The sequence below is a fragment of the Brevibacterium ammoniilyticum genome (genome assembly GCF_038429965.1).
Lineage (GTDB): Bacteria > Actinomycetota > Actinomycetes > Actinomycetales > Brevibacteriaceae > Brevibacterium > Brevibacterium ammoniilyticum.
In genome coordinates this window covers 58,144-80,808 of sequence record NZ_BAABNP010000002.1, presented here as the reverse complement: position 1 = coordinate 80,808, position 22,665 = coordinate 58,144, and the positions used below count along the sequence as shown (strand labels likewise).

General features: G+C 68.5%; 17 protein-coding genes and 1 pseudogene. 11 read left to right on the top strand and 7 right to left on the bottom strand.

Annotation, left to right across the window (positions count from 1 at the left end):
* Nucleotides 1–78: 78 nt before the first annotated feature.
* Nucleotides 79–1,236, top strand: coding sequence for a pyridoxal-phosphate-dependent aminotransferase family protein (locus AAHA49_RS02390; RefSeq protein WP_342037069.1), 1,158 nt, complete (start codon nucleotides 79–81; stop codon nucleotides 1,234–1,236).
* A gap of 571 nt (nucleotides 1,237–1,807) precedes the next feature.
* Here AAHA49_RS02390 and AAHA49_RS02385 read toward each other — a convergent pair.
* From AAHA49_RS02385 to AAHA49_RS02370, 4 genes are all read right to left on the bottom strand, one after another.
* A complete protein-coding gene (locus AAHA49_RS02385) occupies nucleotides 1,808–2,857 on the bottom strand; it encodes a homocysteine S-methyltransferase family protein (RefSeq protein ID WP_339392163.1) in 1,050 nt (349 codons plus the stop codon).
* 326 nt (nucleotides 2,858–3,183) lie between these two features.
* Nucleotides 3,184–3,498, bottom strand: a complete 315-nt coding sequence (locus AAHA49_RS02380; protein ID WP_339392164.1) for a hypothetical protein — start codon at nucleotides 3,496–3,498, stop codon at nucleotides 3,184–3,186.
* Between the two features lie 55 nt (nucleotides 3,499–3,553).
* Nucleotides 3,554–3,907: a TraR/DksA family transcriptional regulator gene (locus AAHA49_RS02375; RefSeq protein WP_339392165.1), complete on the bottom strand. Its 354-nt coding sequence runs from the start codon at nucleotides 3,905–3,907 to the stop codon at nucleotides 3,554–3,556.
* Nucleotides 3,908–4,042: 135 nt separating this feature from the next.
* Entirely contained in the window at nucleotides 4,043–5,917 is a 1,875-nt protein-coding gene (locus AAHA49_RS02370) for an ABC-F family ATP-binding cassette domain-containing protein (RefSeq protein ID WP_339392166.1), read from the bottom strand.
* A gap of 294 nt (nucleotides 5,918–6,211) precedes the next feature.
* Between AAHA49_RS02370 and AAHA49_RS02365 the strand changes: the two genes are divergently transcribed.
* The 9 genes and pseudogenes from AAHA49_RS02365 (at nucleotide 6,212) to AAHA49_RS02325 (ending at nucleotide 14,902) form a co-directional block, all read left to right on the top strand.
* Nucleotides 6,212–7,285, top strand: a complete 1,074-nt coding sequence (locus AAHA49_RS02365) for a BMP family lipoprotein (RefSeq protein ID WP_339392167.1) — start codon at nucleotides 6,212–6,214, stop codon at nucleotides 7,283–7,285.
* A gap of 74 nt (nucleotides 7,286–7,359) precedes the next feature.
* On the top strand, nucleotides 7,360–8,967 hold the full coding sequence (locus AAHA49_RS02360) for an ABC transporter ATP-binding protein (protein ID WP_339392168.1): 1,608 nt from the start codon (nucleotides 7,360–7,362) through the stop codon (nucleotides 8,965–8,967).
* Complete coding sequence (locus AAHA49_RS02355) at nucleotides 8,964–10,196, top strand: ABC transporter permease (protein ID WP_339392169.1); 1,233 nt, start codon at nucleotides 8,964–8,966, stop codon at nucleotides 10,194–10,196. The genes AAHA49_RS02360 and AAHA49_RS02355 overlap by 4 nt, the downstream gene beginning before the upstream one ends.
* Before the next feature lies 1 nt (nucleotide 10,197).
* Nucleotides 10,198–11,478 carry an ABC transporter permease gene (locus AAHA49_RS02350; protein WP_339392170.1) on the top strand — a complete coding sequence of 427 codons (1,281 nt, stop codon included), beginning with the start codon at nucleotides 10,198–10,200 and terminating at the stop codon, nucleotides 11,476–11,478.
* Between the two features lie 102 nt (nucleotides 11,479–11,580).
* Nucleotides 11,581–12,030: pseudogene (locus AAHA49_RS02345) on the top strand (cytidine deaminase); the annotation flags it as partial.
* Between the two features lie 179 nt (nucleotides 12,031–12,209).
* On the top strand, nucleotides 12,210–13,499 hold the full coding sequence (locus AAHA49_RS02340) for a thymidine phosphorylase (RefSeq protein ID WP_339392171.1): 1,290 nt from the start codon (nucleotides 12,210–12,212) through the stop codon (nucleotides 13,497–13,499).
* A gap of 53 nt (nucleotides 13,500–13,552) precedes the next feature.
* Nucleotides 13,553–14,206, top strand: coding sequence for a deoxyribose-phosphate aldolase (gene deoC, locus AAHA49_RS02335; protein ID WP_339392172.1), 654 nt, complete (start codon nucleotides 13,553–13,555; stop codon nucleotides 14,204–14,206).
* A 58-nt stretch (nucleotides 14,207–14,264) separates the two neighbouring features.
* On the top strand, nucleotides 14,265–14,495 hold the full coding sequence (locus AAHA49_RS02330) for a hypothetical protein (protein ID WP_339392173.1): 231 nt from the start codon (nucleotides 14,265–14,267) through the stop codon (nucleotides 14,493–14,495).
* 11 nt (nucleotides 14,496–14,506) lie between these two features.
* Nucleotides 14,507–14,902, top strand: a complete 396-nt coding sequence (locus AAHA49_RS02325) for a type II toxin-antitoxin system VapC family toxin (protein ID WP_342037068.1) — start codon at nucleotides 14,507–14,509, stop codon at nucleotides 14,900–14,902.
* Between the two features lie 141 nt (nucleotides 14,903–15,043).
* Here the strand turns inward: AAHA49_RS02325 and AAHA49_RS02320 are convergent, their stop codons facing one another.
* Both AAHA49_RS02320 and AAHA49_RS02315 read right to left on the bottom strand, forming a co-directional pair.
* Nucleotides 15,044–16,831: a phospho-sugar mutase gene (locus tag AAHA49_RS02320; RefSeq protein ID WP_342037067.1), complete on the bottom strand. Its 1,788-nt coding sequence runs from the start codon at nucleotides 16,829–16,831 to the stop codon at nucleotides 15,044–15,046.
* Nucleotides 16,832–16,841: 10 nt separating this feature from the next.
* The gene (locus AAHA49_RS02315) at nucleotides 16,842–17,651 is read right to left on the bottom strand and encodes a purine-nucleoside phosphorylase (RefSeq protein WP_339392176.1); all 810 of its coding nucleotides are present in this window, start codon (nucleotides 17,649–17,651) and stop codon (nucleotides 16,842–16,844) included.
* Nucleotides 17,652–17,697: 46 nt separating this feature from the next.
* Here AAHA49_RS02315 and AAHA49_RS02310 point away from each other — a divergent pair, with 46 nt between their 5' ends.
* Entirely contained in the window at nucleotides 17,698–18,738 is a 1,041-nt protein-coding gene (locus AAHA49_RS02310) for a GNAT family N-acetyltransferase (protein ID WP_339392177.1), read from the top strand.
* On the opposite strand, the gene AAHA49_RS02305 is transcribed toward AAHA49_RS02310, so the two are convergent.
* Nucleotides 18,699–22,523, bottom strand: coding sequence for an FtsK/SpoIIIE domain-containing protein (locus tag AAHA49_RS02305; RefSeq protein WP_342037066.1), 3,825 nt, complete (start codon nucleotides 22,521–22,523; stop codon nucleotides 18,699–18,701). The genes AAHA49_RS02310 and AAHA49_RS02305 overlap by 40 nt on opposite strands.
* Between the last annotated feature and the right edge of the window lie 142 nt (nucleotides 22,524–22,665).

Here is a 22,665-nt window from a genome sequence, read left to right as displayed (position 1 = left end):
GACCGGTGACGGCGGACGGTCGACCGGTGACGGCGGAACCCGGTGGCCCGATCCGGGCGAACGTGGCACTGTGGGACTATGACTGAGCCCCAGCACCCGACCCTGCCCCACGACGACGTCGACCCCGACGGCCTGCTCGAGTACTCCGTGGTCTTCACCGACCGCTCCCTCAACCACATGTCCGCGCGGTTCGTCTCCGTCATGCAGGACATCAATCGGATCCTCCGCACCGCCTACGATGCCGAGTCCGCTGCCATCGTCCCCGGCGGCGGCAGCTATGCGATGGAGTCCGTGGCCCGTCAGATCGCGACGGGGAAGAAGTGCCTGGTCATCCGCAACGGGCTCGTCTCATTCCGCTGGTCGCAGATCCTCGACGCCGGGTCGATCGCGAGCGAGACCGTCGTCCTTCCCGCCGTGCCCGACTCCGATGACGTGCAGGCGGCATGGTCGCCGGCCCCCATCGCCGAGGTGGTCGCCGCAATCGAACGGGAACGCCCCGCCGTCGTCTTCGCCCCGCACGTCGAGACCGCCTCGGGCATGCTGCTGCCCGATGAGTACATTCGGGTGCTCGCCGATGCCGTCCACGCGGTCGGCGGGGTCTTCGTCCTCGACTGCATCGCCTCGGGCGCGGTGTGGGTGTCGATGACCGAGCTCGGCGTCGACGTCCTCATCAGCGCCCCACAGAAGGGGTGGAGCGGGTCGCCGTGCGCGGGCTACGTCATGCTCAGCGCGAACGGGCGTGCCGCGGTCGAGGCCGGGACGTCGACGAGCTTCGCGATGGATCTGAAGAAGTGGCTGTTCATCGCCGACGAGTACGAGGCCGGACGTGCGCCCTACCATGCGACGATGCCCACGGATGCGCTTGCGCACAACGCCGCGCTCATGGCCGAGACGGAGGCTCGCGGCTTCGACAAGCTCGAGACCGCGCAGTTCGAACTCGGCGAGCGGGTCCGCGCGGTCTTCGCCGCCCGGGACTTCCCGTCGGTCGCCGCGTCCGGCTACCAGGCGCCGAGCGTGGTCGTCGTCCACACGAAGGACCCGCAGCTGAAGTCCGGTGCGGCGTTCAAGGAGATCGGCGTCCAGATCGCCGCGGGCGTTCCCCTGCACACGGGGGAGCCGGAGGAGTTCTCGACGTTCCGCATCGGGCTGTTCGGTCTCGACAAGCTCGGTGACATCGACGGCGCGGTCGCCCGCCTCGAGGCCGCCCTCGACGAGGTCGGCGTCGTCACCCAGTAGCCCTCGCCCGCCGGTCTTCGCGCGTCGGCCCTCGGCCCTCGAGCGCCGACCCCTCGACCGCCGGCCCCTCGACCGCTCCTGGCCACTCGACCACGACTGGTCACTTGCGCCGGCCCTCGACCACCGAGTGGCGACCGGCGCTTCGAGGCGAATCGGTCTACGGCCCACCTCGGTCTCGAGAGCCCAGTTCGGGAACTGAGCTCTCGAGACCGAGGTGTGCTCAAACCAACGGGCGCTGGGAGCACAACCCTGTTCGCGGCCCTCGCGCGCAAACCTGCGACAGGGGCGCCGACCACCGGCTGCTCGACCGCTTGCCACTCGACCGGCGCGCCTCGGCCGCCGCCCCCTCGCCACTCGACCACCGGCTAGCGGCCCTCGACTGTCGCTTCGAGGCGAATCGGGCTTCGGCCCAGTTGAGTCTCGAGAGCCCAGTTCGGGAACTGAGCTCTCGAGACTGAGGTGTGCTCAAACCGAGGGGCACCGAGAGCACAAGCCTGTTCGCGGCTCTCGTGCGCCGACCACCGGCCCTCGACAGCCGACCCGCGCCCGCCCGCGGGCTGGCGCGATCCCCCTATGCGCGGTCGCCGAGGGCGACGACGTTCTCGGCGAGGCGCTCGTTGTCGCCGTACATGAAGTGGTTGCTCATGTTCTCCGAGAAGCGGCTCGCCTCGGTCGTCAGTCCCACGGCCTCGGCGACTTCGCGGATGTGCATGGGTGTGGCCCCGCAGCACACGCCGATGTAGTTGACGCCCAGGTCATGCGCCTCCTTGGCGAACGCGCCGATCTCGTAGCGGTTGGTCTGCAGCGGGTCGAGCGCGGTGGGGAAGGTGCGCCCGTGCGGGGAGGGCACGGCGGCATGCGGATCCGAGAGGTTGAAGAAGGTCGGCTCCTCCTCGGTGGTCCGGTAGGGGATCGGCAGGGCACCGACATGACAGGACACGGCTTCGCGGATCTGCTTGAGCCACGGCATCATCGTCGCGGGCCCTCGGAAGCAGTTGAGGCCGACGACGTCGACGCCGAGCTGTTCGAGCCGCTGGGCGGTCTCGACGATGCCGACCCCGTCGGCCATCTCCTGGAATGCCATCGGCGCGAGGGTGAGGACGACGGGCAGGCCCGAAGCCTTGGCGATCTCGGCGGCGGCGATGGCTTCGCCGGCGAAGTAGAAGGTCTCGCCGATGATGAGATCGGCGCCCTCCTCGACGGCCCAGCCGACCATCTCGGCGAACATCGCGCGGACTTCGTCCTGCTTCGCGGTCTCGGCCGGATCCCAGATGTTCGAGTTCGAGATGTTGCCGGCCATGAAGTTCCCGGGCACCTCGTCGGCGACGCTGCGGGCGATCTGCAGGGCCGAGCGGTTGAGCGGCTCGAGGAGGTCCTCCTTGCCGATGACCCGCATCTTCTCCCGGTGGCCGTTGTACGTGAAGGCTTCGACGATGTCGGAGCCGGCGCGCTGGAAGTCGACGTGGAGGCTGCGCAGGGCGTCGGGGAATTCGAGCGCGACCTCGGGCACGAATTCTCCCGCGGAGAGGTATCCGCGCTTCTCGAGTTCGAAGAGGAAGCCTTCCGCGCAGATCACGGGGCCGGCGTCGAGGCGCTGAGTCAGGGCGTTGGTCTGTGTCATGAGTTCTCCCGGTAGAGCTGAGGTGGGCCCGGCGAGCCCCGCGGCGGTGCGGCCGACTGACCGAGCGCCGTCGCGTTGAGGACTCAGCCAGCACACCACAGTGCCCGCCGTCGCCTGCCGCGGGCCGTCACAGAAGGTCAGAATCGCGCCGCATTCCGTCACAGAAGGTCATGTCGCCGAGGCGACCGCCCCGTTGACGATCAAAGTCGTGCCGTCTCTGCGGCGGCCGGTCCTTCGCCGAGGCGGCCGTTCCGTCCTGGGGCGACCGCCCCGTCCAGCGCCGGCAGCTCCACCCCTCGCTTGCCGATGCGTACCGGGCGACGCCGTCAGCTGCCGCGCTCGTTGCGTCGCTTCGCCGCGAACTCGACGAGGAGGGCGACGCCGAGGAAGAGCACGAGCCAGGCGAACCCGAAGACGAGCGCGAGCAGGGGGATGAAGACGATCCCGTACTGGATCGGCAGCCACGGGCCGACACCCGCGATGAGTGCGAAGCCGAGGACCCCGATCGCTGCGACGAGGCGGAAGGCGAACCCGACCGCAGACGCCGTGCGGGGTCGACGCAGCGTGGAGACGAGGAGGATGACGCCGATGCCCGCGAGCACGAGTGCAGGCATGAACAGGGTGGCGACCGCTGCGCTCATCGTCGGTCCCGCAGTCCTACACGCAGAGCTCGAGCCAGGTGCGCCCGTGCGGCTCTCATCGTCGTGCTCCGCTCGCGCAGGTCACGCACAGAGCCGCGTACGGCCGGGCCTCGAGGCGCGCCTCGGCGATGGGCTGCCCGCACTCGGTGCAGATGCCGAATGTTCCGGCCTCGACCCTGGTCATAGCCGCCTCGATTTCGTCGAGGCGCTCGGTCGCCTGCTTGCGCATCGCCGAGGCCTGGGAGCGTTCGAAGGCGATCGTCGAGCCCTCGGGGTCGTGCTCGTCGTCGCTGTTGTCGCCCTCCCTGGCCGCGGAGAGACCGTCGATCGAGGCGCTGAGTGCGCGGATGAGGGCGCGGGTCTCCGCTTCCTCGTTGTTGAGGCGAACGCGCCAGCGGTCATCGGCCATGCTCGTGACCCTAATCCCGCAGCGCGAAGCGCACCACCCCTGCGCGCTGCCCTCTTCGCGAAGCACCCCGTTCTTCCGCCTTGGGAAAGCTGGCCGACGCCTGCCGCGATGTCGCTTCGCGGGGCAACACTGCGGTCAGGCTTCGAGCGCCTCGGTCGCCTCGAGCCAGCGTTCCTCGAGGGCTGCGTTCTCGTCCTCGAGCTCGCGGACCTGCGCGGTCAGCGCAGCCAGGCCCTCGAAGTCCGACTGATCGTGGGCGGCCATGTCGGCGTGGAGGGCGTCGATCCGGGAGCTGAGCTTCTCCATCTTCCGCTCGATCGCCGAGACCTCCTTCGCCGCCGCCCGGCGCTCGGCCCCACTGAGCTTCGGTGCCGCAGAACCGGAGTCATCCGCCGAGGCGGCCCCCGCCGAACCCACGCTGCCCGCACCACCAGCCGACCCCGCACCACCCGCCGACCCCGCACCACCCGCCGACCCCGCACCGCCCGAAGCGCTGCCCGCAGCACCCTCGCCTGCCCGCAGCCGCAGGTATTCGTCGACGCCGCCGGGCACATGCCGCAGCCGGTGATCGAGGATCGCGTACTGCTGATCAGTGACGCGCTCGAGCAGGTACCGGTCGTGGGAGACGACGATGAGCGTGCCCGGCCATGAGTCGAGGAGGTCCTCCATGGCCGCGAGCATGTCGGAGTCCACGTCGTTCGTCGGCTCGTCGAGGATGATGACGTTCGGCTCCGACATGAGCAGCATGAGCAGCTGCAGCCTGCGCTTCTGCCCGCCCGAGAGCTCATTGACACGGGCGGACAGGTGCTCACGCGCGAACCCGAGACGCTCGAGCAGCTGGGCGGGGGTGAAGTCCCTGCCTTCGATCGTGAACGTCGTCTTCGCCTCGGCGAGGACCTCCCGCACCCTGCGCCCGCCGATCTCGGCAAGGTCCTTGAACTGCTGATCGAGGACCCCGACCTCGACGGTCTTGCCGCGCTTGACCCGGCCCTCACTCGGCTCGATCGACCCGGCGATGAGACCGAGCAGGGTCGACTTCCCGGCGCCGTTGGGACCGAGGATGCCGGTGCGCTCACCGGGACCGATGCGCCATGTGACATCGTCGAGGACGTCCTTGTCACCGAAGTGCACGGACACGTCGAGGAGGTCGACGACGTCCTTGCCCAGGCGCGCCGTCGCCATCTTCTTCAGCTCGATCGGATTGCGCACCTCGGGGACGTCGGCGATGAGCTGATTGGCCGCCTCGATGCGGAACTTCGGCTTCGAGGTCCGCGCGGGCGCACCCCGGCGCAGCCACGCGAGCTCCTTGCGCATGAGGTTCTGCCGCTTCGCCTCGGTGGCCGCGGCGATCCGGTCGCGTTCGACCCGCTGGAGGACATAGGCGGCGTACCCGCCCTCGAAGGGCTCGACCATGCGGTCGTGCACCTCCCACGTCTTCGTGCACACCTCGTCGAGGAACCACCGGTCGTGGGTGACCAGCAGCAGGGCACCGGAGTTCCGCGGCCACCGGGACTTCAGGTGCGCCGCCAGCCACGCGATGCCGTCGACGTCGAGGTGGTTCGTCGGCTCGTCGAGGATGATGAGGTCCCAGTCCTCCACGAGGAGGGCGGCGAGGGCCACCCGCCGGCGCTGCCCGCCGGAGAGGCTGCCGATGGTCGCCTGCCAGTCGAGGTCGGCGATGAGTCCTGCGATGATGTCGCGGACCTTCGCATCGCCGGCCCATTCGTAGTCGGGGCGGTCCCCGACGACGGAGTGGCCGACGGTCGCCGAATCGTCGAGGTCGTCGCGCTGGGTGAGCATGCCCAATCGCAGACCGCCGCGGTACGTCACACGTCCGGCATCGGGGGTGATCGTGCCCGCGAGCATCCCCAGCAGGGAGGACTTGCCGTCGCCGTTGCGTCCGACGATGCCGATCATGTCCCCGGTGTCGACGCCGAGGGTGACCGAGTCGAAGACGATGCGGGTGGGATATTCGAGGTGCAGGGACTCAGCCCCGAGAAGATGTGCCATAACGTACTCAAGGGTAGAGCACCCCGCCGAGGCGGTCGCCCGGAACCGTGACCGCGGGGGGAGTCCTCGACCCGGCCCCCACCTCGGCGAGCGAGCATGACGGTTGATTGCGTTTTCATATCGGTGTCGGAGATTCGAGTGCTATACGCGCGGGAGACGTGGCTCACGTGCATTAGACTGGCCGAAAACTCACCGAAATGTGACCGATCACCCAGTGGTCTCACATCTTCGCGACGAGTCGGCCGGTGGTCCACCACCGTTGCCGGTGTTGGTTCTTCGAGAAAAGAGTAAACCTTGAAAAAGCTCGCATCTGCGGTCTCGATGGTCGCCGTATCCGCCCTTGTCCTCTCCGCCTGCGGCTCCGGCGGCAGCGGCAGCGACACGAACAGCGAAGACTACCTCGCCTGCATGGTCTCCGACTCCGGCGGCTGGGACGACCAGTCGTTCAACCAGTCCGGTCGTGCCGGTCTCGACGCTGCGACGAAGAACCTCGGCGTGAAGCAGCAGCTCGCAGAGTCGCAGGGTGACGCCGACTTCACCCCGAACGTCGACAACATGGTCCAGCAGGGCTGCAACCTCACCTTCGGCGTCGGCTTCCTCCTCGAGGACGCGATCCAGACCGCCGCCGAGGCGAACCCCGACCTCAACTTCGCCCTCATCGACTCGACGTTCTCCGACGCCGACGGCAAGCCGGTCACTCTGGACAACGCGAAGCCGCTGGTCTTCAACACCGCCGAGGCCGCCTACCTCGCAGGCTACGTCGCAGCGGCGATGTCGAAGTCGGGCAAGGTCGGCACCTTCGGCGGCATCCAGATCCCCTCGGTGACCGTGTTCATGGACGGCTTCTCCGACGGTGTGAAGAAGTTCAACGACGACAACGGCAAGAACGTCGAACTCCTCGGCTGGAACAAGGACAAGCAGGAGGGGTCGTTCTCCGGTGACTTCGAGAACCAGGGCCAGGGCCAGGAGCTGACCAAGCAGCTCATCTCCCAGGGTGCCGACATCGTCATGCCCGTCGCCGGCCCTGTCGGCCTCGGCGCTGCGGCCGCGGCGAAGGAAGCCGGGGACGTCAAGCTCATCTGGGTCGACACCGACGGCTACAACTCCACGGAATACGGCGACATCATCCTCACCTCGGTGGTCAAGGAGATCGCCAACGCCGTCGAGGACACCGTCAAGGAGGGCACCGAGGACAAGTTCACCTCCGAGCCCTACGTCGGCACGCTCGAGAACGAAGGCGTGGGACTCGCCCCGTTCCACGACTTCGACAAGGACGTTCCGCAGGACGTGAAGACGAAGCTCGACGAGCTCAAGAAGCAGATCATCGACGGCACCATCAAGGTGGAGTCGGAGAACTCGCCCAAGTGATCAGCTGAGTTAAACTGCAGGGTCGATACGTTTCGACCCTGCAGTTTTCAAATGTGTGAGGAGTGCTCCGAGCTGTGAAACTCGAGCTTCGCGGGATGACGAAGGTCTTCGGATCGTTCGTCGCCAACGACCACATCGATCTCACCATCGAACCGGGCGAGATCCACGCCCTGCTCGGTGAGAACGGTGCCGGCAAGTCGACGATGATGAACGTCCTCTACGGTCTCTACGACCCCGATGGGGGAGAGATCCTCATCGACGACAAGCCGGTGAGCTTCTCCGGTCCCGGCGACGCCGTGGCCGCCGGCATCGGCATGGTCCACCAGCACTTCATGCTCGTGCCCGTGTTCACCGTCGCCGAATCCGTGGCTCTCGGCTACGAGCCGACGAAGGCGCTCGGACTCATCGACCTCGCCGAGGCGCGGGCGAAGGTCACCGAGATCTCCGCGCGGTTCGGGTTCGACATCGACCCCGACGCGCTCATCGAGGACCTGCCCGTCGGCGCCCAGCAGCGGGTCGAGATCATCAAGGCGCTCTCCCGCGACGCCGAGATCCTCATCCTCGACGAGCCCACCGCCGTGCTCACCCCGCAGGAGACCGACGAGCTCATCTCGATCATGCGCCAGCTCAAGGAGCAGGGCACCTCGATCGTCTTCATCACCCACAAACTGCGCGAGGTCCGCGCGATCGCGGACTCGATCACCGTCATCCGGCGCGGAAAGATCGTCGGCGAGGCCTCCCCGGAATCCACCGAGGCGGAGCTGGCAAGCCAGATGGTCGGCCGCGAGGTGTCCCTGACGACGCAGAAGACGCCCGCCGATCCGGGGGATGCGACCTTCCAGGTGCGCGGACTCACCGTCGTCGACAAGACCGAGAACGTCGTCGTCGACGATGTCAGCTTCGACGTCCGCCGCGGTGAGATCCTCGCGATCGCAGGCGTCCAGGGCAACGGGCAGACCGAGCTCGCCGAGACGATCATCGGGCTGACCGAACCCCGGCTGGGCACGATCACCCTCGACGGGAAGAACCTCGTCGGCTCCACCGTCAAGGACCGGTTGGGCACCGGCATCGGCTTCGTCCCCGAGGACCGCTCGACCGACGGCATCATCGCCGAGTTCGCGATCCGCGACAACATGATCCTCGACGTCTACGACCGGCCCCCGTACGCGAAGGGCCTCAACCTCAAGCCGGGCGTCATCACCGCCGAGGCGAAGAAGAAGGTCGAGGAATTCGACATCCGCCTCGGCAGCGTCGCCGACCCGATCGCCACACTCTCGGGCGGCAACCAGCAGAAGGTCGTCCTCTCCCGCGAACTCGGCCGCGAACTGCGCCTGTTCATCGCCAGCCAGCCCACCCGCGGCCTCGACGTCGGATCGATCGAATTCGTCCACAAACGCGTCATCGCCGAACGCGACACCGGCACCCCGTGCATCATCGTCTCGACCGAACTCGACGAGGTCTACGGCCTCGCCGACCGGATCGCCGTGATGTACTCCGGACGCATCGTCGGCATCGTCGGGCCGGAGACCTCCCGTGAGGCGCTGGGTCTGATGATGGCCGGTGTCCCCGCCGAGGAGGCCCTGGCCACGGCCGCCCCCACCGCGGAATCCGCCGGCCCCGCCGCCACCTCGGCGGGATCGGACCCCGACTCAGCCACCACCTCGGCGGAGGAGAACGAATGACGACTGACATTTCCCCGGCCGCGCCCTCTCCGGCCCCGCCGCCGACCGCCGAAGCGAAGCCGGGCAGGCAGCAGACCCTGCTCCAGGAGATCCTCTCCGGGTCGTGGCTGGTCTCCCTGCTCGCGATCGTCCTCGCCCTCCTCGTCGGCGGTGTCCTCATCGCCGTCGCCAACGCCGAGGTCATCGCCGCGGCGAAGAACTTCTTCTCGGCCCCTGGTGCCTTCTTCTCCACCGCGTTCTCGACCGTCGGCGACGCCTACTCGGCGCTCTTCCGCGGCGCCGTCTTCGACTGGAACGCCCGCACTCCGGAACGCGCGATCCGCCCACTCACGGAGTCCCTGGTCAGCGCCACCCCGCTCATCCTCACCGGCCTCGGCATCGCCCTGGCCTTCCGGTCGGGCCTGTTCAACATCGGCGGTCAGGGTCAGGTCATCCTCGGCGCCACTGTCGCCGGCTTCATCGGCTACGCCCTGCCGCTGCCCCCGGTCGTCCACATGCTCGTCGCAGCGGCAGGCGGCATCATCGGCGGCGCGATCTGGGCGGGCATCGCCGGTGTGCTCAAGGCGAAGACCGGCGCCAACGAGGTGATCGTGACGATCATGCTCAACTCGATCGCCGGCTACCTGCTCGGCTACCTGCTCAAGCAGTCGTGGTTCACGCACACGCAGTCGGCGAACCCGCAGTCGCGGACCATCGACGAATCCGCGCAGATGTTCCTCCTCCTGCCCCCGCCCTTCCGCCTCCACTTCGGGTTCATCCTTGCGATCCTCGCGACGATCTTCGTGTGGTGGCTGCTCGAGCGTTCGACGGTGGGCTTCGAGTTCAAGGCCGTCGGCGCGAACCCGCATGCCGCGCGCACCGCGGGCATCTCGGTGGCGAAGGTGACGGTCCTCGTCATGGTCATCGCCGGTGGTCTCGCCGGACTCGGCGGGGCCGCGCAGGTGCTCGGCACCGAGGACAAGCTCACCGGCGGCATCGCCGGCTCCATCGGCTTCGATGCGATCACCGTGGCACTCCTCGGGCGCTCGAAGCCTTTGGGGACGTTCTTCGCGGGTCTCCTCTTCGGTGCGTTCAAGGCCGGCGGCTACCTCATGCAGTCGCAGACGGGCACGCCCATCGACATCGTCCTCGTCGTCCAGTCGATCATCGTCCTGCTCATCGCAGCCCCGCCGCTGGTGAGGTCGATCTTCCACCTGCCGGCCCCGGTGCTCAAGCGGAAGGAGTCCTGATATGAGCGCACAGACTCTTGAGGCCCCGAGCGGAAACAAGGTGCTCGCCCCGATCGCGTGGAAGTACCCGATCGTCTATTCGATCCTCGCGCTCATCGCACTGGTCTTCTTCGGCATCATCGGCCGGGCCGGGGACACGACGTTCCGGATCGCGACGAGCGGTGACTTCTTCGCGATCCCCGACCTCGTCGTCTCCGCGAAGGCCGCGGGCCTCGTCCTCTCCTTCATCCTCGTCGTCATGGCCGCCGTGGCCGTCTGGTTCGCCGTGCAGCGCCGCGACCTCGAGTCGTGGTTCCCGATGACCTTCGGGATCGTCTTCGTGCTCTCGTTCCTCGCGTGGGCCGGCGGCGGCAGCGGCGGCGTCATCCCGCTGACGACCCTGCTCGCCGGAGCACTGGCACTGTCGGTGCCGCTGATCTTCGGCGCGATGTGCGGTCTCATCGGTGAGCGTTCGGGCATCATCAACATCGCGATCGAAGGCCAGCTGCTCGCCGGCGCCTTCCTCGCCGCGGTCGTCGCCTCGGTTGTGAAGAACCCGTACGCGGGTCTCCTCGCCGCCCCCGTCGCCGGTGCGCTCGTGGCCGTGGTGCTCACGTTCTTCGCCGTGAAGTACTGGGTCAACCAGATCATCATCGGCGTCGTCCTCAACGTCCTCGTCGTCGGCCTCACGAGCTTCCTCTACTCGACGGTGCTCACGGAGAACCCCGAGCTGTGGAACGCCCGACAGAAGCTGCCGAACCTGCCGATCCCGCTGCTCTCGGACATCCCGATCCTCGGGCGGGTGCTCTTCGACCAGAACATCCTCGTCTACCTCATGTACGTCGTCGTCATCGCCCTGCAGATCTTCGTCTTCCGCTCGAAGTGGGGTCTGCGGATGCGGGCCGTCGGCGAGCACCCGAAGGCCGCGGACACCGTGGGCATCAAGGTCAACTTCACCCGGGTGCGCAACACGATCATGGCCGGTGCCATCGCCGGCCTCGGCGGGGCGTTCTTCACGATCGGCTCGGGCCTCGCCTTCGGCAAGGAGATGTCGGCCGGACAGGGCTACATCGCCCTGGCCGCGATGATCCTCGGCAAGTGGAACCCCAAGGGCGCGCTCTTCGCAGCACTGCTCTTCGGGTTCTCCAAGAGCCTCGGCAACACGCTGCAGTCGATCGGCACGCCCGTGCCCAACGAACTGCTGCTCATGCTGCCCTACATCGTCACGATCCTCGCCGTCGCCGGCTTCGTCGGACGGGTCCGCCCGCCCGCGGCCGAAGGCGTGCCGTACGTGAAGTCGTGATGATGCGGGGGCGGCTCGCCGAGGCGGGGCAGGGCAGATCCCGCGCCCGTGCCTGAGGCCCAGAGACCGTCCCCCGCAGTCGCCTGAAGATCGGAGGAAGCGATGACCTCGAGACCGAGAGTCGACGACCCGAACTGGTCCGAACCGGTGCGCGTGCGCCCCGCCGAGGTGACCGAGGAGACCTGGCAGCTTCTGCGCGCCTCCGCGGTCGCCGCGATGGAGAAGGCGTATGCGCCGTATTCGGCGTACCCGGTCGGGGCGGCCGCGCTCGTCGACGACGGGCGGATCGTCAGCGGCTGCAATGTCGAGAACGCCTCGTACGGGGTGACCCTGTGCGCCGAGTGCTCGCTCGTCTCCGACCTGCACATGACCGGCGGGGGTCGCCTCGTCGCCTTCGACTGCGTCGACGGCCAGGGCAACACCCTGGTCCCGTGCGGGCGCTGCCGGCAGCTGCTCTTCGAACACGGCGGAACCGAACTCGTGCTCAACATGCCGGCGGGTCGGGAGACGATGGCCGTCGTCCTGCCCGACGCGTTCGGGCCGAACAACCTCGGCGAGCATGTCGGCCGGCATGCCGACGATGCCGGCGATGGCGGCGGTGACATCGGTCCGGATGCCGACGACGCCGACGACAACCTCGGCGACGGCACTGTCCCGGACACGCACCCGAAGCACTGACCGCGACCACCGAACACCCCGAAACCAGCGACCCCGATGACCGGAGGACCACCGTGACAGTAGAGGCATTCGACGCAGTCGACGTCATCGCCGCCAAGCGCGACGGCAGGACGCTGTCGAAGGACCAGATCGACTGGGTCATCGACGCCTACACGCGCGGGGTCGTCGCCGACGAGCAGATGGCGGCCCTGGCGATGGCGATCTTCCTCAACGACATGGGAGCCGAGGAGATCGCGCATTGGACGCAGGCGATGATCGCCTCGGGGGAGCGGATGGACTTCTCCTCCCTGTCGCGCACGACCTCGGACAAGCATTCGACCGGGGGAGTGGGCGACAAGATCACCCTCCCGCTCGCCCCGCTCGTCGCGGTCTTCGACGTCGCCGTCCCGCAGCTCTCCGGGCGCGGGCTCGGGCACACGGGCGGCACCCTGGACAAGCTCGAGGCGATTCCCGGCTGGCAGGCAGGGTTGAGCAATGAGGAGATCCTCGGCCAGCTCGAGGACATCGGCGCCGTCATCTGCGCGGCCGGGTCCGGTCTGGCACCCGCGGACAAGAAGCTCTACGCGCTGCGGGACACGACGGCCACCGTCGACTGCATTCCGCTCATCGCCTCGTCGATCATGTCGAAGAAGATCGCCGAGGGCACCGCCGGTCTCGTCCTCGACGTCAAGGTCGGCTCCGGGGCGTTCATGAAGGACATCGAGAAGGCGCGCCGGCTGGCCCGTACGATGGTCGACCTCGGGGTGAGAGCCGGAGTGAAGACCTCCGCCCTGCTCACGGACATGTCGACGCCGCTGGGGCTCACCGTCGGCAACGCGCTCGAGGTCCGCGAATCCGTCGAGGTGCTCGCAGGAGGCGGGCCCGCCGACGTCGTCGACCTCACGGTGGCCCTCGCCGAGGAGATGCTCCGCCTGGCGGGAAAGACCGACGTCGACGTGCGGGCGGCCCTGGACGACGGACGGGCCATGGACAAGTGGAACGCGATGATCCGCGCCCAGCACGGCGACCCGGACGCCCCGCTGCCCGTGGCGAAGGACACCGAGGTCGTCTTCGCCCCCGAGGCGGGGGTGCTCACGAAGCTCGACGCGCTCTCCGTCGGGGTCGCCTCGTGGCGTCTCGGCGCGGGACGGGTCCGCAAGGAGGATCCGGTGCAGGCCGTAGCCGGCATCGAACTCCACGCGAAGCCCGGTGACACCGTCGCCGCAGGTGACAAGCTCATGACCTTGCACACCGACACTCCCGAACGCTTCGAACGCGCGCTCGAGGCGCTCGTCGGCGCGTACGAGATCGGCGGCGACGCCGCATCCGTGCCTGCTTCGATCGTCCTCGAGACGATCACGTAGATCCCTCTCCGACAACCCCGACCACACCAGCTCAGATTCCCTTGGAGGACACCATGACCAGCCGCTCCGACGTCGCGAAGATCATCGACCATACTCTGCTCAAGCCCGAAGCGACGACCGCCGACGTCGAGGCCCTCGTCGCCGAGGCGAAGGACCTCGGGGTGCTGGCCGTGTGCGTCTCGCCGTCGATGCTGCCGCTGTCCGATACCGGTGACCTCGTCGTCGCCACCGTCGTCGGGTTCCCTTCAGGCCAGGTCAAGCCGGAGATCAAGGCTGCGGAGACCGAGCGCGCTGTTGCCGATGGGGCCGATGAGGTCGACATGGTCATCAACATCGGTCAGGCGATCGCCGGGGACTACGATGCCGTCGAGGCCGACATCCGCGGCGTCGTCAACGCGAGCGGGGACGCCCTTGTCAAGGTCATCATCGAATCTGCTGCCTTGAGCGATGAGCAGATCGTCGAGGTCTCCCGCCGCGCCGAGGCGGCCGGAGCCGACTTCGTCAAGACCTCGACCGGCTTCCACCCGGCCGGAGGTGCGAGCGCGCACGCGGTGGCCCTCATGCGTGAGACCGTGGGCGACCGTCTCGGCGTCAAGGCCTCCGGCGGCATCCGCACCGTCGAGGCCGCGGAGGAGATGATCGCCGCGGGAGCCTCCCGTCTCGGGCTCTCCGGTTCCGCGGCCATCCTCGCCGGACTCTCGGACTGAGCGAGGCGCCGGCAATCATGTGCATGCAATGTGCATGCACGGGGCGTAGGCTTTCACCATGACTGCCATTCAGATTCGGGACGTTCCGACCGAAGTGCGTGATCAGCTGGCTGCTCTTGCTCGCGCAAGAGGTCAGAGCCTGAGCGCCTACCTGCGCGACGTGATCGTCCGGGAGGCCCGGTTCGCGAAGAATGTTCGCCTGATCGACGAAGTCTCCACCTGGCAGAGCCGCCGAGACTTCACGATCGATGACATTCTCGCGGCACGCGACGCAGATCGGCCGGCCTGAGACCGATGATCGTGCCTGATGCATCGGCCGTTGCCCTCCTGTTCGCCGATCCTCATGCGGAACCGCGTTGTCTATCGGCGATCGAGATTCTTCGGGGTGACCCGGAATGGGTGGTCCCAGAGCATTGGCGCACCGAGATGCTCTCGGTCATCAGGGGGCTGAGGATGGGCGGGAGGATCGACGACTCCAGCGCGGAGAACGCCGTGAAGTGGCTGGCGCAGCTGGTCGTCCTCACCGAGCCCACGGCCCCGCTTCTCCAGCGGATGTGGGAACTGGGAGACAACCTGAGCAGCTACGACGCTGGATATGTGGCGGTGGCAGAGACACTCGATCTGACTCTCGTGACTGCTGACGTGCGCATCGCTCGATCCGGTGTCGCCCGATGCCCGCTCCTCGTCATCTCCTGAGAACCTCGGGCCCTCCGGTTCCGCGGCGATCCTCGCCGGTCTCTCGGACTGAGCAGGGCACCGACACTCACCAGCACGGCGACACCGCACCAGCACGGTGCACGCACCGTGCTGGTGCGGTGTCACCGCGCTGGTGTTCAGTCAGAGGCCGAAGTAGGCCTTGAGCTCCGCGGAGATCGTCGACAGACGCTGAGTGAGCGCCGGACCCAGAGCTGCGAGCTGGGGCGCGCCGACGACCTCGAGATAGCACTTGAGCTTCGGTTCCGTGCCTGAGGGGCGGACGATGACGCGCGAGTTCGACTCCGAGAGCAGGAGGATGCCGTCGGTCGGCGGCAGACCGTCGTACCCGGTCGAGAGGTCGTGGACTTCGGCCACCGGTGACCCGGCGAGGGCCGTCGGCGGGTTCTCCCGCAGCTTCGCCATCGCCGCGGCGATGAGGGAGACGTCGTCGAGGCGGAAGCTCAGCGGAGCCGTGGCGAAGTAGCCGTCGCGGGTGCGGATGCGGTCGAGTTCGGACTCGATCGAGGATCCTTCCGCTTTGAGCCGTGAGGCCAGGGCGGCGAAGGTCACCGCCGCGGAGATGCCGTCCTTGTCACGGACGACGGTGGGATCGACGCAGTAGCCGAGCGCCTCCTCGTAGCCGAAGACGAGTCCGGGCACCCGCGAGATCCACTTGAAGCCGGTGAGAGTCTGCACGGCCGCGAATCCATGTGCCGCGACTGCTGCGGCCAGGCCCCGGGAGGAGACGATCGAGTTCGCGAACACGGGACCCGCCTCGTCGCTGGGATCGTCGGCCCGCCCCTCGGTTCGCGGATCGCCCTGACCCGCCAGCCTGCTCGCGATGTCCTCGCCGAGGAGGAGACCCACCTCGTCGCCGGACAGCTGCCGGTACCCGCTGCCCGCCGACGCATCGGGGATCGCGGCGGAGAAGCGGTCCGCGTCGGGGTCGTTGGCGATGATGAGGTCGGCGTCGATCTCTCGGGCCAGGGCATAGGACTCGTCGAGTGCCCCGGCCTCCTCCGGGTTGGGGAACGACACCGTCGGGAAGTCGGGGTCAGGGGCCTGCTGACTGCTCACAGGGTGGACGTCGGCGAACCCGGTAAGGTCGAGGGCCGCCTCGGCGACACCGGCACCGACCCCGTGCAGGGAGGTGAGGACGATGCGCAGGTCGGCACTCGAGCGCACCCCGAGGTCCGTGACCGAGTCGAGGTAGGCGGCGACGATCGAGTCGTCGAGGTGCTCCCACCCGGTCTCGGCACGGGGGACCGAGGCGACGGAGTCGACCGCGGCGATCTTCTCTGCGATGAGGGCATCGGCCGGCGGCACGATCTGCGCCCCGGCTCCGGCCCGGGCCGCGGTCGGATCGGGTTCGATCGCGAGCAGCGGGCGCTCACCGAGGTAGACCTTGTAGCCGTTGTCAGCCGGCGGGTTGTGGCTGGCAGTGACCATGACGGCGGCATCGGCGCTCAGATGGGTGAGCGCGAACGCGGTGAGCGGGGTCGGCAGCTGTTCGGGCAGCTGGATGGCCACCCCACCGGCGGCGGTGACGACGGCGGCGGTGTCGCGGGCGAAGTCGGCGGATTTGTACCGGGCGTCGCAGCCGATGACGACACGGAAGCCCGAACCCACGGTCTCTGCAAGGAACGCGGAGAGTCCCGCGACGGCACGGATGACGACGGAGCGGTTCATCCGGTTCGGGCCCGCCGCGATCTCACCGCGCAGCCCCGCGGTGCCGAAGGCGAGGGGACCTGCGAACCGGTCCTCGAGGTCGGCCAGGGCAGCGGCGTCCCCGGATTCCGCCTCGGCGAGGATCGCGGTCAGGGCCGTCGCGGTCTGCTCATCAGGGTCGTCGGCGATCCACGCGCGGACGATCTCGGCATCGAAGCCGGAGGTGAAACGGTCGGCCACTCGGTGCGTCGGTGTGCTCATCGGCCCGGCCTCAGAGCTGTCCGACGATGTCGGCGAGCAGCTGGGAGATCCGGGGGGCCGCGGCGGCACCGGCTTCGATGACCTCGGCGTGGGAGAGCGGGGTCTCCTGGATGCCGGCGGCGAGGTTCGTCACGAGCGAGATGCCCATGAGTTCGAGTCCGGCCTGACGGGCGGCGATGGCCTCGAGCGTCGTCGACATGCCCACGAGGTCGGCGCCGAGGATCCCGGCCATGCGCACCTCGGCGGGGGTTTCGTAGTGGGGTCCGCGGAACTGCGCGTAGACGCCTTCGTCAAGGGTGGGGTCGATCTGCTTGGCGATCGCTCTCATGCGCGGGGAGTAGAGATCGGTGAGGTCGACGAAGTTCGCCCCTTCGATCGGGGAGGTGCCGGTGAGGTTGATGTGGTCGGAGATGAGGACCGGGGTGCCGGGCTTCCAATGGCGGTTGAGCCCGCCGCAGCCGTTGGTGAGCACGAGGCTCTGGCAGCCGGCGGCAGCGGCGGTGCGCACACCGTGGGCGACGGCGCGCACGCCCTTGCCCTCGTAGTAGTGGGTGCGGGAGCCGAGGACGAGCGCGTACTTCCCGGAGGATTCGATCCGCACGGTGCGCAGGGTCGCACCGTGGCCTTCGACGGCGGGAGCGTGGAATCCGGGGACTTCCGCGGCGGGGACTTCGCTGATCGTCTCGCCCAGCAGGTCGGCCGCTCCGCCCCATCCCGATCCGAGGACGAGGGCGATGTCGTGGGACTCGATCCCGGCGGCGGAGTTGATGGTCGTGGCCGCTGCCTGCGCGGCGGCGGTAGGATCGCTTAAGTCAGTCATGACGCCAAGATTATCAACATCTGACATGCCGCTAGGAGCGCTCCCCATGCCGATCAGACCACTTGCCGACGGTGACGATCTGCGACTGAATGAGGTGTTCGCGGATGCTCCGACGCCGGCGGCGCACATGGCGCGATCCCTCTTCCGGCCGTCCGCGGATGCCCCTCTGCTGCGCTCCGTCCTCGCCGAGGTGGTCCCCGGAGTTCCCGTCGGCGCAGCCGCGATCGCGGAGTCCCCTCTGCACCCGTTCCGGGCGTGGGTGAACGTCGAGGTCGCCGCCGAGGAGCGCGGGCACGGGCTCGGTCGTGAGCTCTTCGAGGCGGTCTCCGCCGAGACTGCGGGCACTCCATTGGAGGGCCTCGATCTGCGCGCTCGCGTCGAGGCGGGCAGTGACGGGGAGAAGTTCGCCGAGGCACTCGGGTTCTCTCCTCTGACGACGACCCGGGTCATCAAGGTCCCTGCCGGTGCGCTGCCGCCGAGCGGCGGTGGTCGTGCCGAGGATCTCGAGATCGTCTCGACGGGGTCGGTCAAACTGACGAAGGCGTTCCTTGAGTGGTACATCGCCGTCAACCGCAACGATGCGGTAGCGCCGCTGACGATCGGTCAGGTGAGCCAGGCGTTCCTCTCCGAGGCCGCCGGTGCCCACGGTGCGGCGATGCTCATGAGCGACTCGGCAGCTGCCGGATCCGGCGACGCCGGGTCGGGTTCTGCGGCAGCGAGCGGTCTGAGCGCCTTCGCCGTCTCCTATGCCCGCGAAGCCGACCCGGCCGCGGTAGGCGGTGCCCAGGACGCTTCGGCGAATCTGCCCGGAGAGGGCGAGGAGGAGCCGGCGACCGAGCTCATCCTCGGGTCGATATTCGAGACCCGTGAGGATGTCGCGGGTGCCACGGCCGAGGAGTTCGATGCAGCCGTCTCCGATGCCGAGCTGCTCCTGGCCCGGCTCTCGGTCGACGCCGACGTCGTCATCGAGGTGACGAGCGGGATGCCGGTCGTCTCGGCGCTGGCCGACCGGCTGCTCGCCGCCGGGCAGGCGAGTGAACTCTACCGTTATGAGACTCTCACGGGACCTCCTGCGGACTCGGTCTGAGGCACCGCCGCAGACGGACCCACCGCTGAATGCGATGTCTGGGTCGGGCAGACGGTAGGTGCCTCGGCACGAAACAGTCTGACGGCACGGGCACCCGATTCGGTGACGAACCATCCAGTGCCCGGGTCTCCATCGAGCGGCGGAAGCCGGAGGATGCCCAGGCTGGTCAGGTCCTGACGGCTGTGGGTGCCGAGCACGAGCAGCGGACCCGACGACTGTGCCTTCGTCAAGGGCGAACCGTAGCCCGGGGTGAACCGCAGCGGCATCGTCACCACATGGACTCCGCCGTCGAGAAGATCCGGTGCAGCCTCGGCGAGCAGGTGCGCGTCGTCATGAACGGTGATCGATGGCGTCAGCGACCGCAGCATCCTGGCAGCCTCGGTCTTTCCGCCGCCGGACGATCCGCGCACCGTGAGGACGGGACCGTCGCGAACGGGATCCCACATGACCGGCTCGCCGAACGGGTCGATGCCCACGGGGATCCTGCCATCGCGTCCCATCTTCAGCCCGTCACCGTCACGGGGATCGCTGCCCAGCCCCTGCCACCTCGGCGTGAACGGGATGCGACCGCGCGGAGCATCGACGTCGGGATCGTAGGGCGCGAGTTGGACATCGGCACCGTCGCTGCCGGTGTCAGCGACGCGGGGTCCGAGGAGGACGGCTCGAAGCCGCGGCCAAGTGCCGAGGAACCGCTGTCGGGAGAGCCCGACGCTGAGGCCGTCGGCGCCGCTGCTGGGCGGGAAGACCAGCCGCGAGGAGAACCCGGCAGTCCCGAGCAGTGCTGATCGGCAGCCTGAGAGGAGGAAGGTGAGACCGAGACCGCGGGCGTGAGTGAGGAGCCTCTCGAGCCCTGCCGCGGCATGATGGTCGAGGGAGTCGATGAGTTCGCTCCAGTTGTCACAGACGACAAGGGTCGGAGCATCGGCTGTTGCGCCGGCAGGGAACTCGCGGGCGGTGACCGAGCCAGCAGAGACTGTGCCGGCGGAGACCTGCCCGTGGTGAGCGGCGAGGTGATCGACGATGACGTGGAGGCGCCATCCCGCCTTCATGCCGCAGCGGATCTCCGCCCAGTCGATGATCTCGGCGATGCGGCCGAGAGCGACGACGCGATGAGAGCGCGCCGCCGCTGACGCCATCCGGGCCAGAGCCGAGGCGGCATCGGGTCCCGCGTCTCCGAGAAGCACGGTCGACCCGTCGACGAGCGGGTCATAGGTCCACACGGTCTGCCTCTGCGCGGTGGGGATGTCGATGATGCCCGTCACCGGAAGTGGGTTCGCGTCCGAGCCCACCGTTGGTTGCCGACCGTCGTCGAGCTCGGAGTCGAGTCCGATGCCGGGGCCGGCGACGAGTCCGACGCCGAGGCCGACCGTGTTCATGGCGGACGCACAGGCGGCGACATCGTCGGACTCCGGAAGGGGCGGAAGGACGACCCGCCTCGAGGGTGCTGTACGGGCGTCCTGGGCCGCGGCAACGATGTTCGCGGCGGCGATGCCGCGCACGACGCTGGGGCAGTTCTCCGGGGAGTGGTCCGGAGTCCACGGCCGCAGTCGGGGCCGGTGAACCAGGGAAGCGTCGACCGCCTCGGCGAAGGGGACCGCAACCCGGAAGGACAGGGGAGCCGTCCCAGCATCGAGGAGCGCCGAACCGGGCCGACCCGGCGGCAGGTGAGCGGCGTCGGGCACGCCGAGGACATCGAAGGAATCCGCTTCGTCTCGCACGCGCAGGCAGATGCGGATGTTGATGTTCGCCTTCATCTGACCGGTGACGATGCCCAACGGCCGCTGAGTGGCGAGGATGAGGTGGACGCCCAGGGACCGCCCGAGCGCCGTGAGGTGTTCGAGGAGGTCCGCGGCCCGCGGATGGGTCGCCATGAGGGCGTGGAACTCGTCGATGACGACGACGAGTCGCGGCGGAGGAGCCTCCAGCTCATCGATCGAGGCGCAACCATGGTCGGCGAGGAGCTGTTCCCTGTGGGTGATCTCGGCGCGGACGGAGACGAGTGCTCTGAATGCCGCCGCGGAGTCGAAGTCGTCAAGCACGCTGTCGGTGTGGGGAAGGGCCGCGAGCGGGGCGAAGGTGGCGCCGCCTTTGAAGTCGATGAGGACGAATGTCACCCGGTCGGGAGGGTTCTCCAGGGCGAGGGCGAGCAGCCACGTCTGGAGCAGCATCGACTTCCCGCTACCTGTGGTGCCGGCGATGAGAGCGTGCGGCCCGTCGCGGAAGAGGTCGAGGCCGACCTCACCGGCAGGTCCACGTCCGATGAGCGCCGGAGCAGCATCCGCACCGGCCCACCGGCGAGCGATCGCCGTCGGCGAATCGTCGTAGTGGTCGTGCAGGCCGTGCCGCTGATCGGACTCGGGCGGTGAACCGCGGCCGCGGTCCGACAGCAGGGTGAGGAAGCGGCCCGGGGGCATGAGCGATGCGGTGAATGTCCGGCCGGGAACCGGACCGGCCGATGCCGTCGAGGACGTCGTGTGCGCTTGGCCGAGGGTGCCGAGAACCACGGAGACCGTCGCTGACGGTGAGGGTGCGTCGAGCCGGAGGGTGACGGCGGATCCCGTGGTGCTGAGGTCGACGACGATGGACGGAGACGAGCGGGAGTCGGTGGTCGCGTCGTCCTCTGAGACTGCGCCGAGCAGCTCGGGCATCGTTCGAAGGGCAGGCGACGGTCGCCACGGCCAGCGGGTGTCGGCCAGCCAGGCGAGGAGCATTGAGATCAGCTGCTCGCGGGCACCGGTGACGGTCACCGAGGTGCAACGCGGGTCGATGGTGATGGGGCAATCGGCGATGACGGCATGACCGTCGACGTGGTCGACGCGGTCACCGAGATCGGGGGCAAGGGTGATGGCGCTGAGACTCGCCCCGAATCCCAGACACAGTCCGGAGATGTCCGACGAGGAGTTCCGCTCGGCGGCAATGAGACGACCCGCCCGGTCGACGGCCTCGTCCACGGCGTGCGCGGAATCGATGAGGTGCTGCGCGGTGTCGCGAGCGAACCGTCGCTTCTCCATTGCGTGGGCGAGGTATCCCGACAGCGGCGCGGAGAGGCTGAAGAGGAGGAACCACCACATCCCGGTGAGCAGGGCCAGCGCGATGCCGATGCCGATCGGGATGAGGAAGGCCCACCACTGCGGTGGTCGGGCGGGTCTCGGTTCGTCGACGGTGGCGGCAGCGACGCGAACGCCCGCCTGCGCATGCCGCTGCGCCGGCAGTGGTCGTTTGCCGGGGTCGATGACGTCGCCGGGCACGATGACCGAGGAGCCGCGGATCGTGTGGGTCTCGGCTTGCGCGGATCCGAGGTCGAGTCGGGTGGGGGAGCGGGAGAGGCACGGGTCGGCCACGAGCAGGCAGTCGGGCAGGGGGAGTCGGCTCAGCCGGGTCGATCGGGGGTCGATGTGCAGGGTGTAGCCGGAGTCGGGTCCGGCGACGACGGAGACGGTCGTCGGGCCGTGACCGCGGAGGAAGTGGGTGCCTCCGAGCACGGTGACGGGATGGCGGGTTCGCCATTCGCCCCAGGTCATGGTGTTCATGCGGCGCAGATCATCGGCGAGTGCGGTCTCATCCCTCGGATACTGGGAGGTGACCTGCGTCGGATGTTCGGAGGACCGACCCTGGTCGGGGGAGGGGGCCGCGGGATTCGACGCTGCCACCTCGTCGGCGGTGATGGGCGTGCCCAGCACGGTCTCGAGCACGGCGAGCAGCGGCAGGTCCCCGTCGGCTTCGAGGACGTCGGTGCGCACGTGACCGGTGCTCGAGATCTGCTGGAGGATCCCTGTCGTCGTCATCGGATCAGCGTCGCCGAACCGCAGCCTGCTGGCAAGGGCGATTCTCTGCCCTGTGGATACCGGGTCGGCGTCCACAGGTCTGGAGCACACGAGTGAGCGCCGGTTCCACAGGGCGATATGTCGAAGTCGGACGGCAACGTCG

Excerpts from the sequence above, each read along its gene's own strand:
- AAHA49_RS02390 (WP_342037069.1), top strand. The coding sequence starts at position 79 with ATGACTGAGCCCCAGCACCCGACCCTGCCCCACGACGACGTCGACCCC.
- AAHA49_RS02385 (WP_339392163.1), bottom strand. The coding sequence starts at position 2,857 with ATGACACAGACCAACGCCCTGACTCAGCGCCTCGACGCCGGCCCCGTG.
- AAHA49_RS02380 (WP_339392164.1), bottom strand. The coding sequence starts at position 3,498 with ATGAGCGCAGCGGTCGCCACCCTGTTCATGCCTGCACTCGTGCTCGCG.
- AAHA49_RS02375 (WP_339392165.1), bottom strand. The coding sequence starts at position 3,907 with ATGGCCGATGACCGCTGGCGCGTTCGCCTCAACAACGAGGAAGCGGAG.
- AAHA49_RS02370 (WP_339392166.1), bottom strand. The coding sequence starts at position 5,917 with ATGGCACATCTTCTCGGGGCTGAGTCCCTGCACCTCGAATATCCCACC.
- AAHA49_RS02355 (WP_339392169.1), top strand. The coding sequence starts at position 8,964 with ATGACGACTGACATTTCCCCGGCCGCGCCCTCTCCGGCCCCGCCGCCG.
- AAHA49_RS02350 (WP_339392170.1), top strand. The coding sequence starts at position 10,198 with ATGAGCGCACAGACTCTTGAGGCCCCGAGCGGAAACAAGGTGCTCGCC.
- deoC (WP_339392172.1), top strand. The coding sequence starts at position 13,553 with ATGACCAGCCGCTCCGACGTCGCGAAGATCATCGACCATACTCTGCTC.
- AAHA49_RS02330 (WP_339392173.1), top strand. The coding sequence starts at position 14,265 with ATGACTGCCATTCAGATTCGGGACGTTCCGACCGAAGTGCGTGATCAG.
- AAHA49_RS02320 (WP_342037067.1), bottom strand. The coding sequence starts at position 16,831 with ATGAGCACACCGACGCACCGAGTGGCCGACCGTTTCACCTCCGGCTTC.
- AAHA49_RS02315 (WP_339392176.1), bottom strand. The coding sequence starts at position 17,651 with ATGACTGACTTAAGCGATCCTACCGCCGCCGCGCAGGCAGCGGCCACG.
- AAHA49_RS02310 (WP_339392177.1), top strand. The coding sequence starts at position 17,698 with ATGCCGATCAGACCACTTGCCGACGGTGACGATCTGCGACTGAATGAG.
- AAHA49_RS02305 (WP_342037066.1), bottom strand. The coding sequence starts at position 22,523 with ATGACGACGACAGGGATCCTCCAGCAGATCTCGAGCACCGGTCACGTG.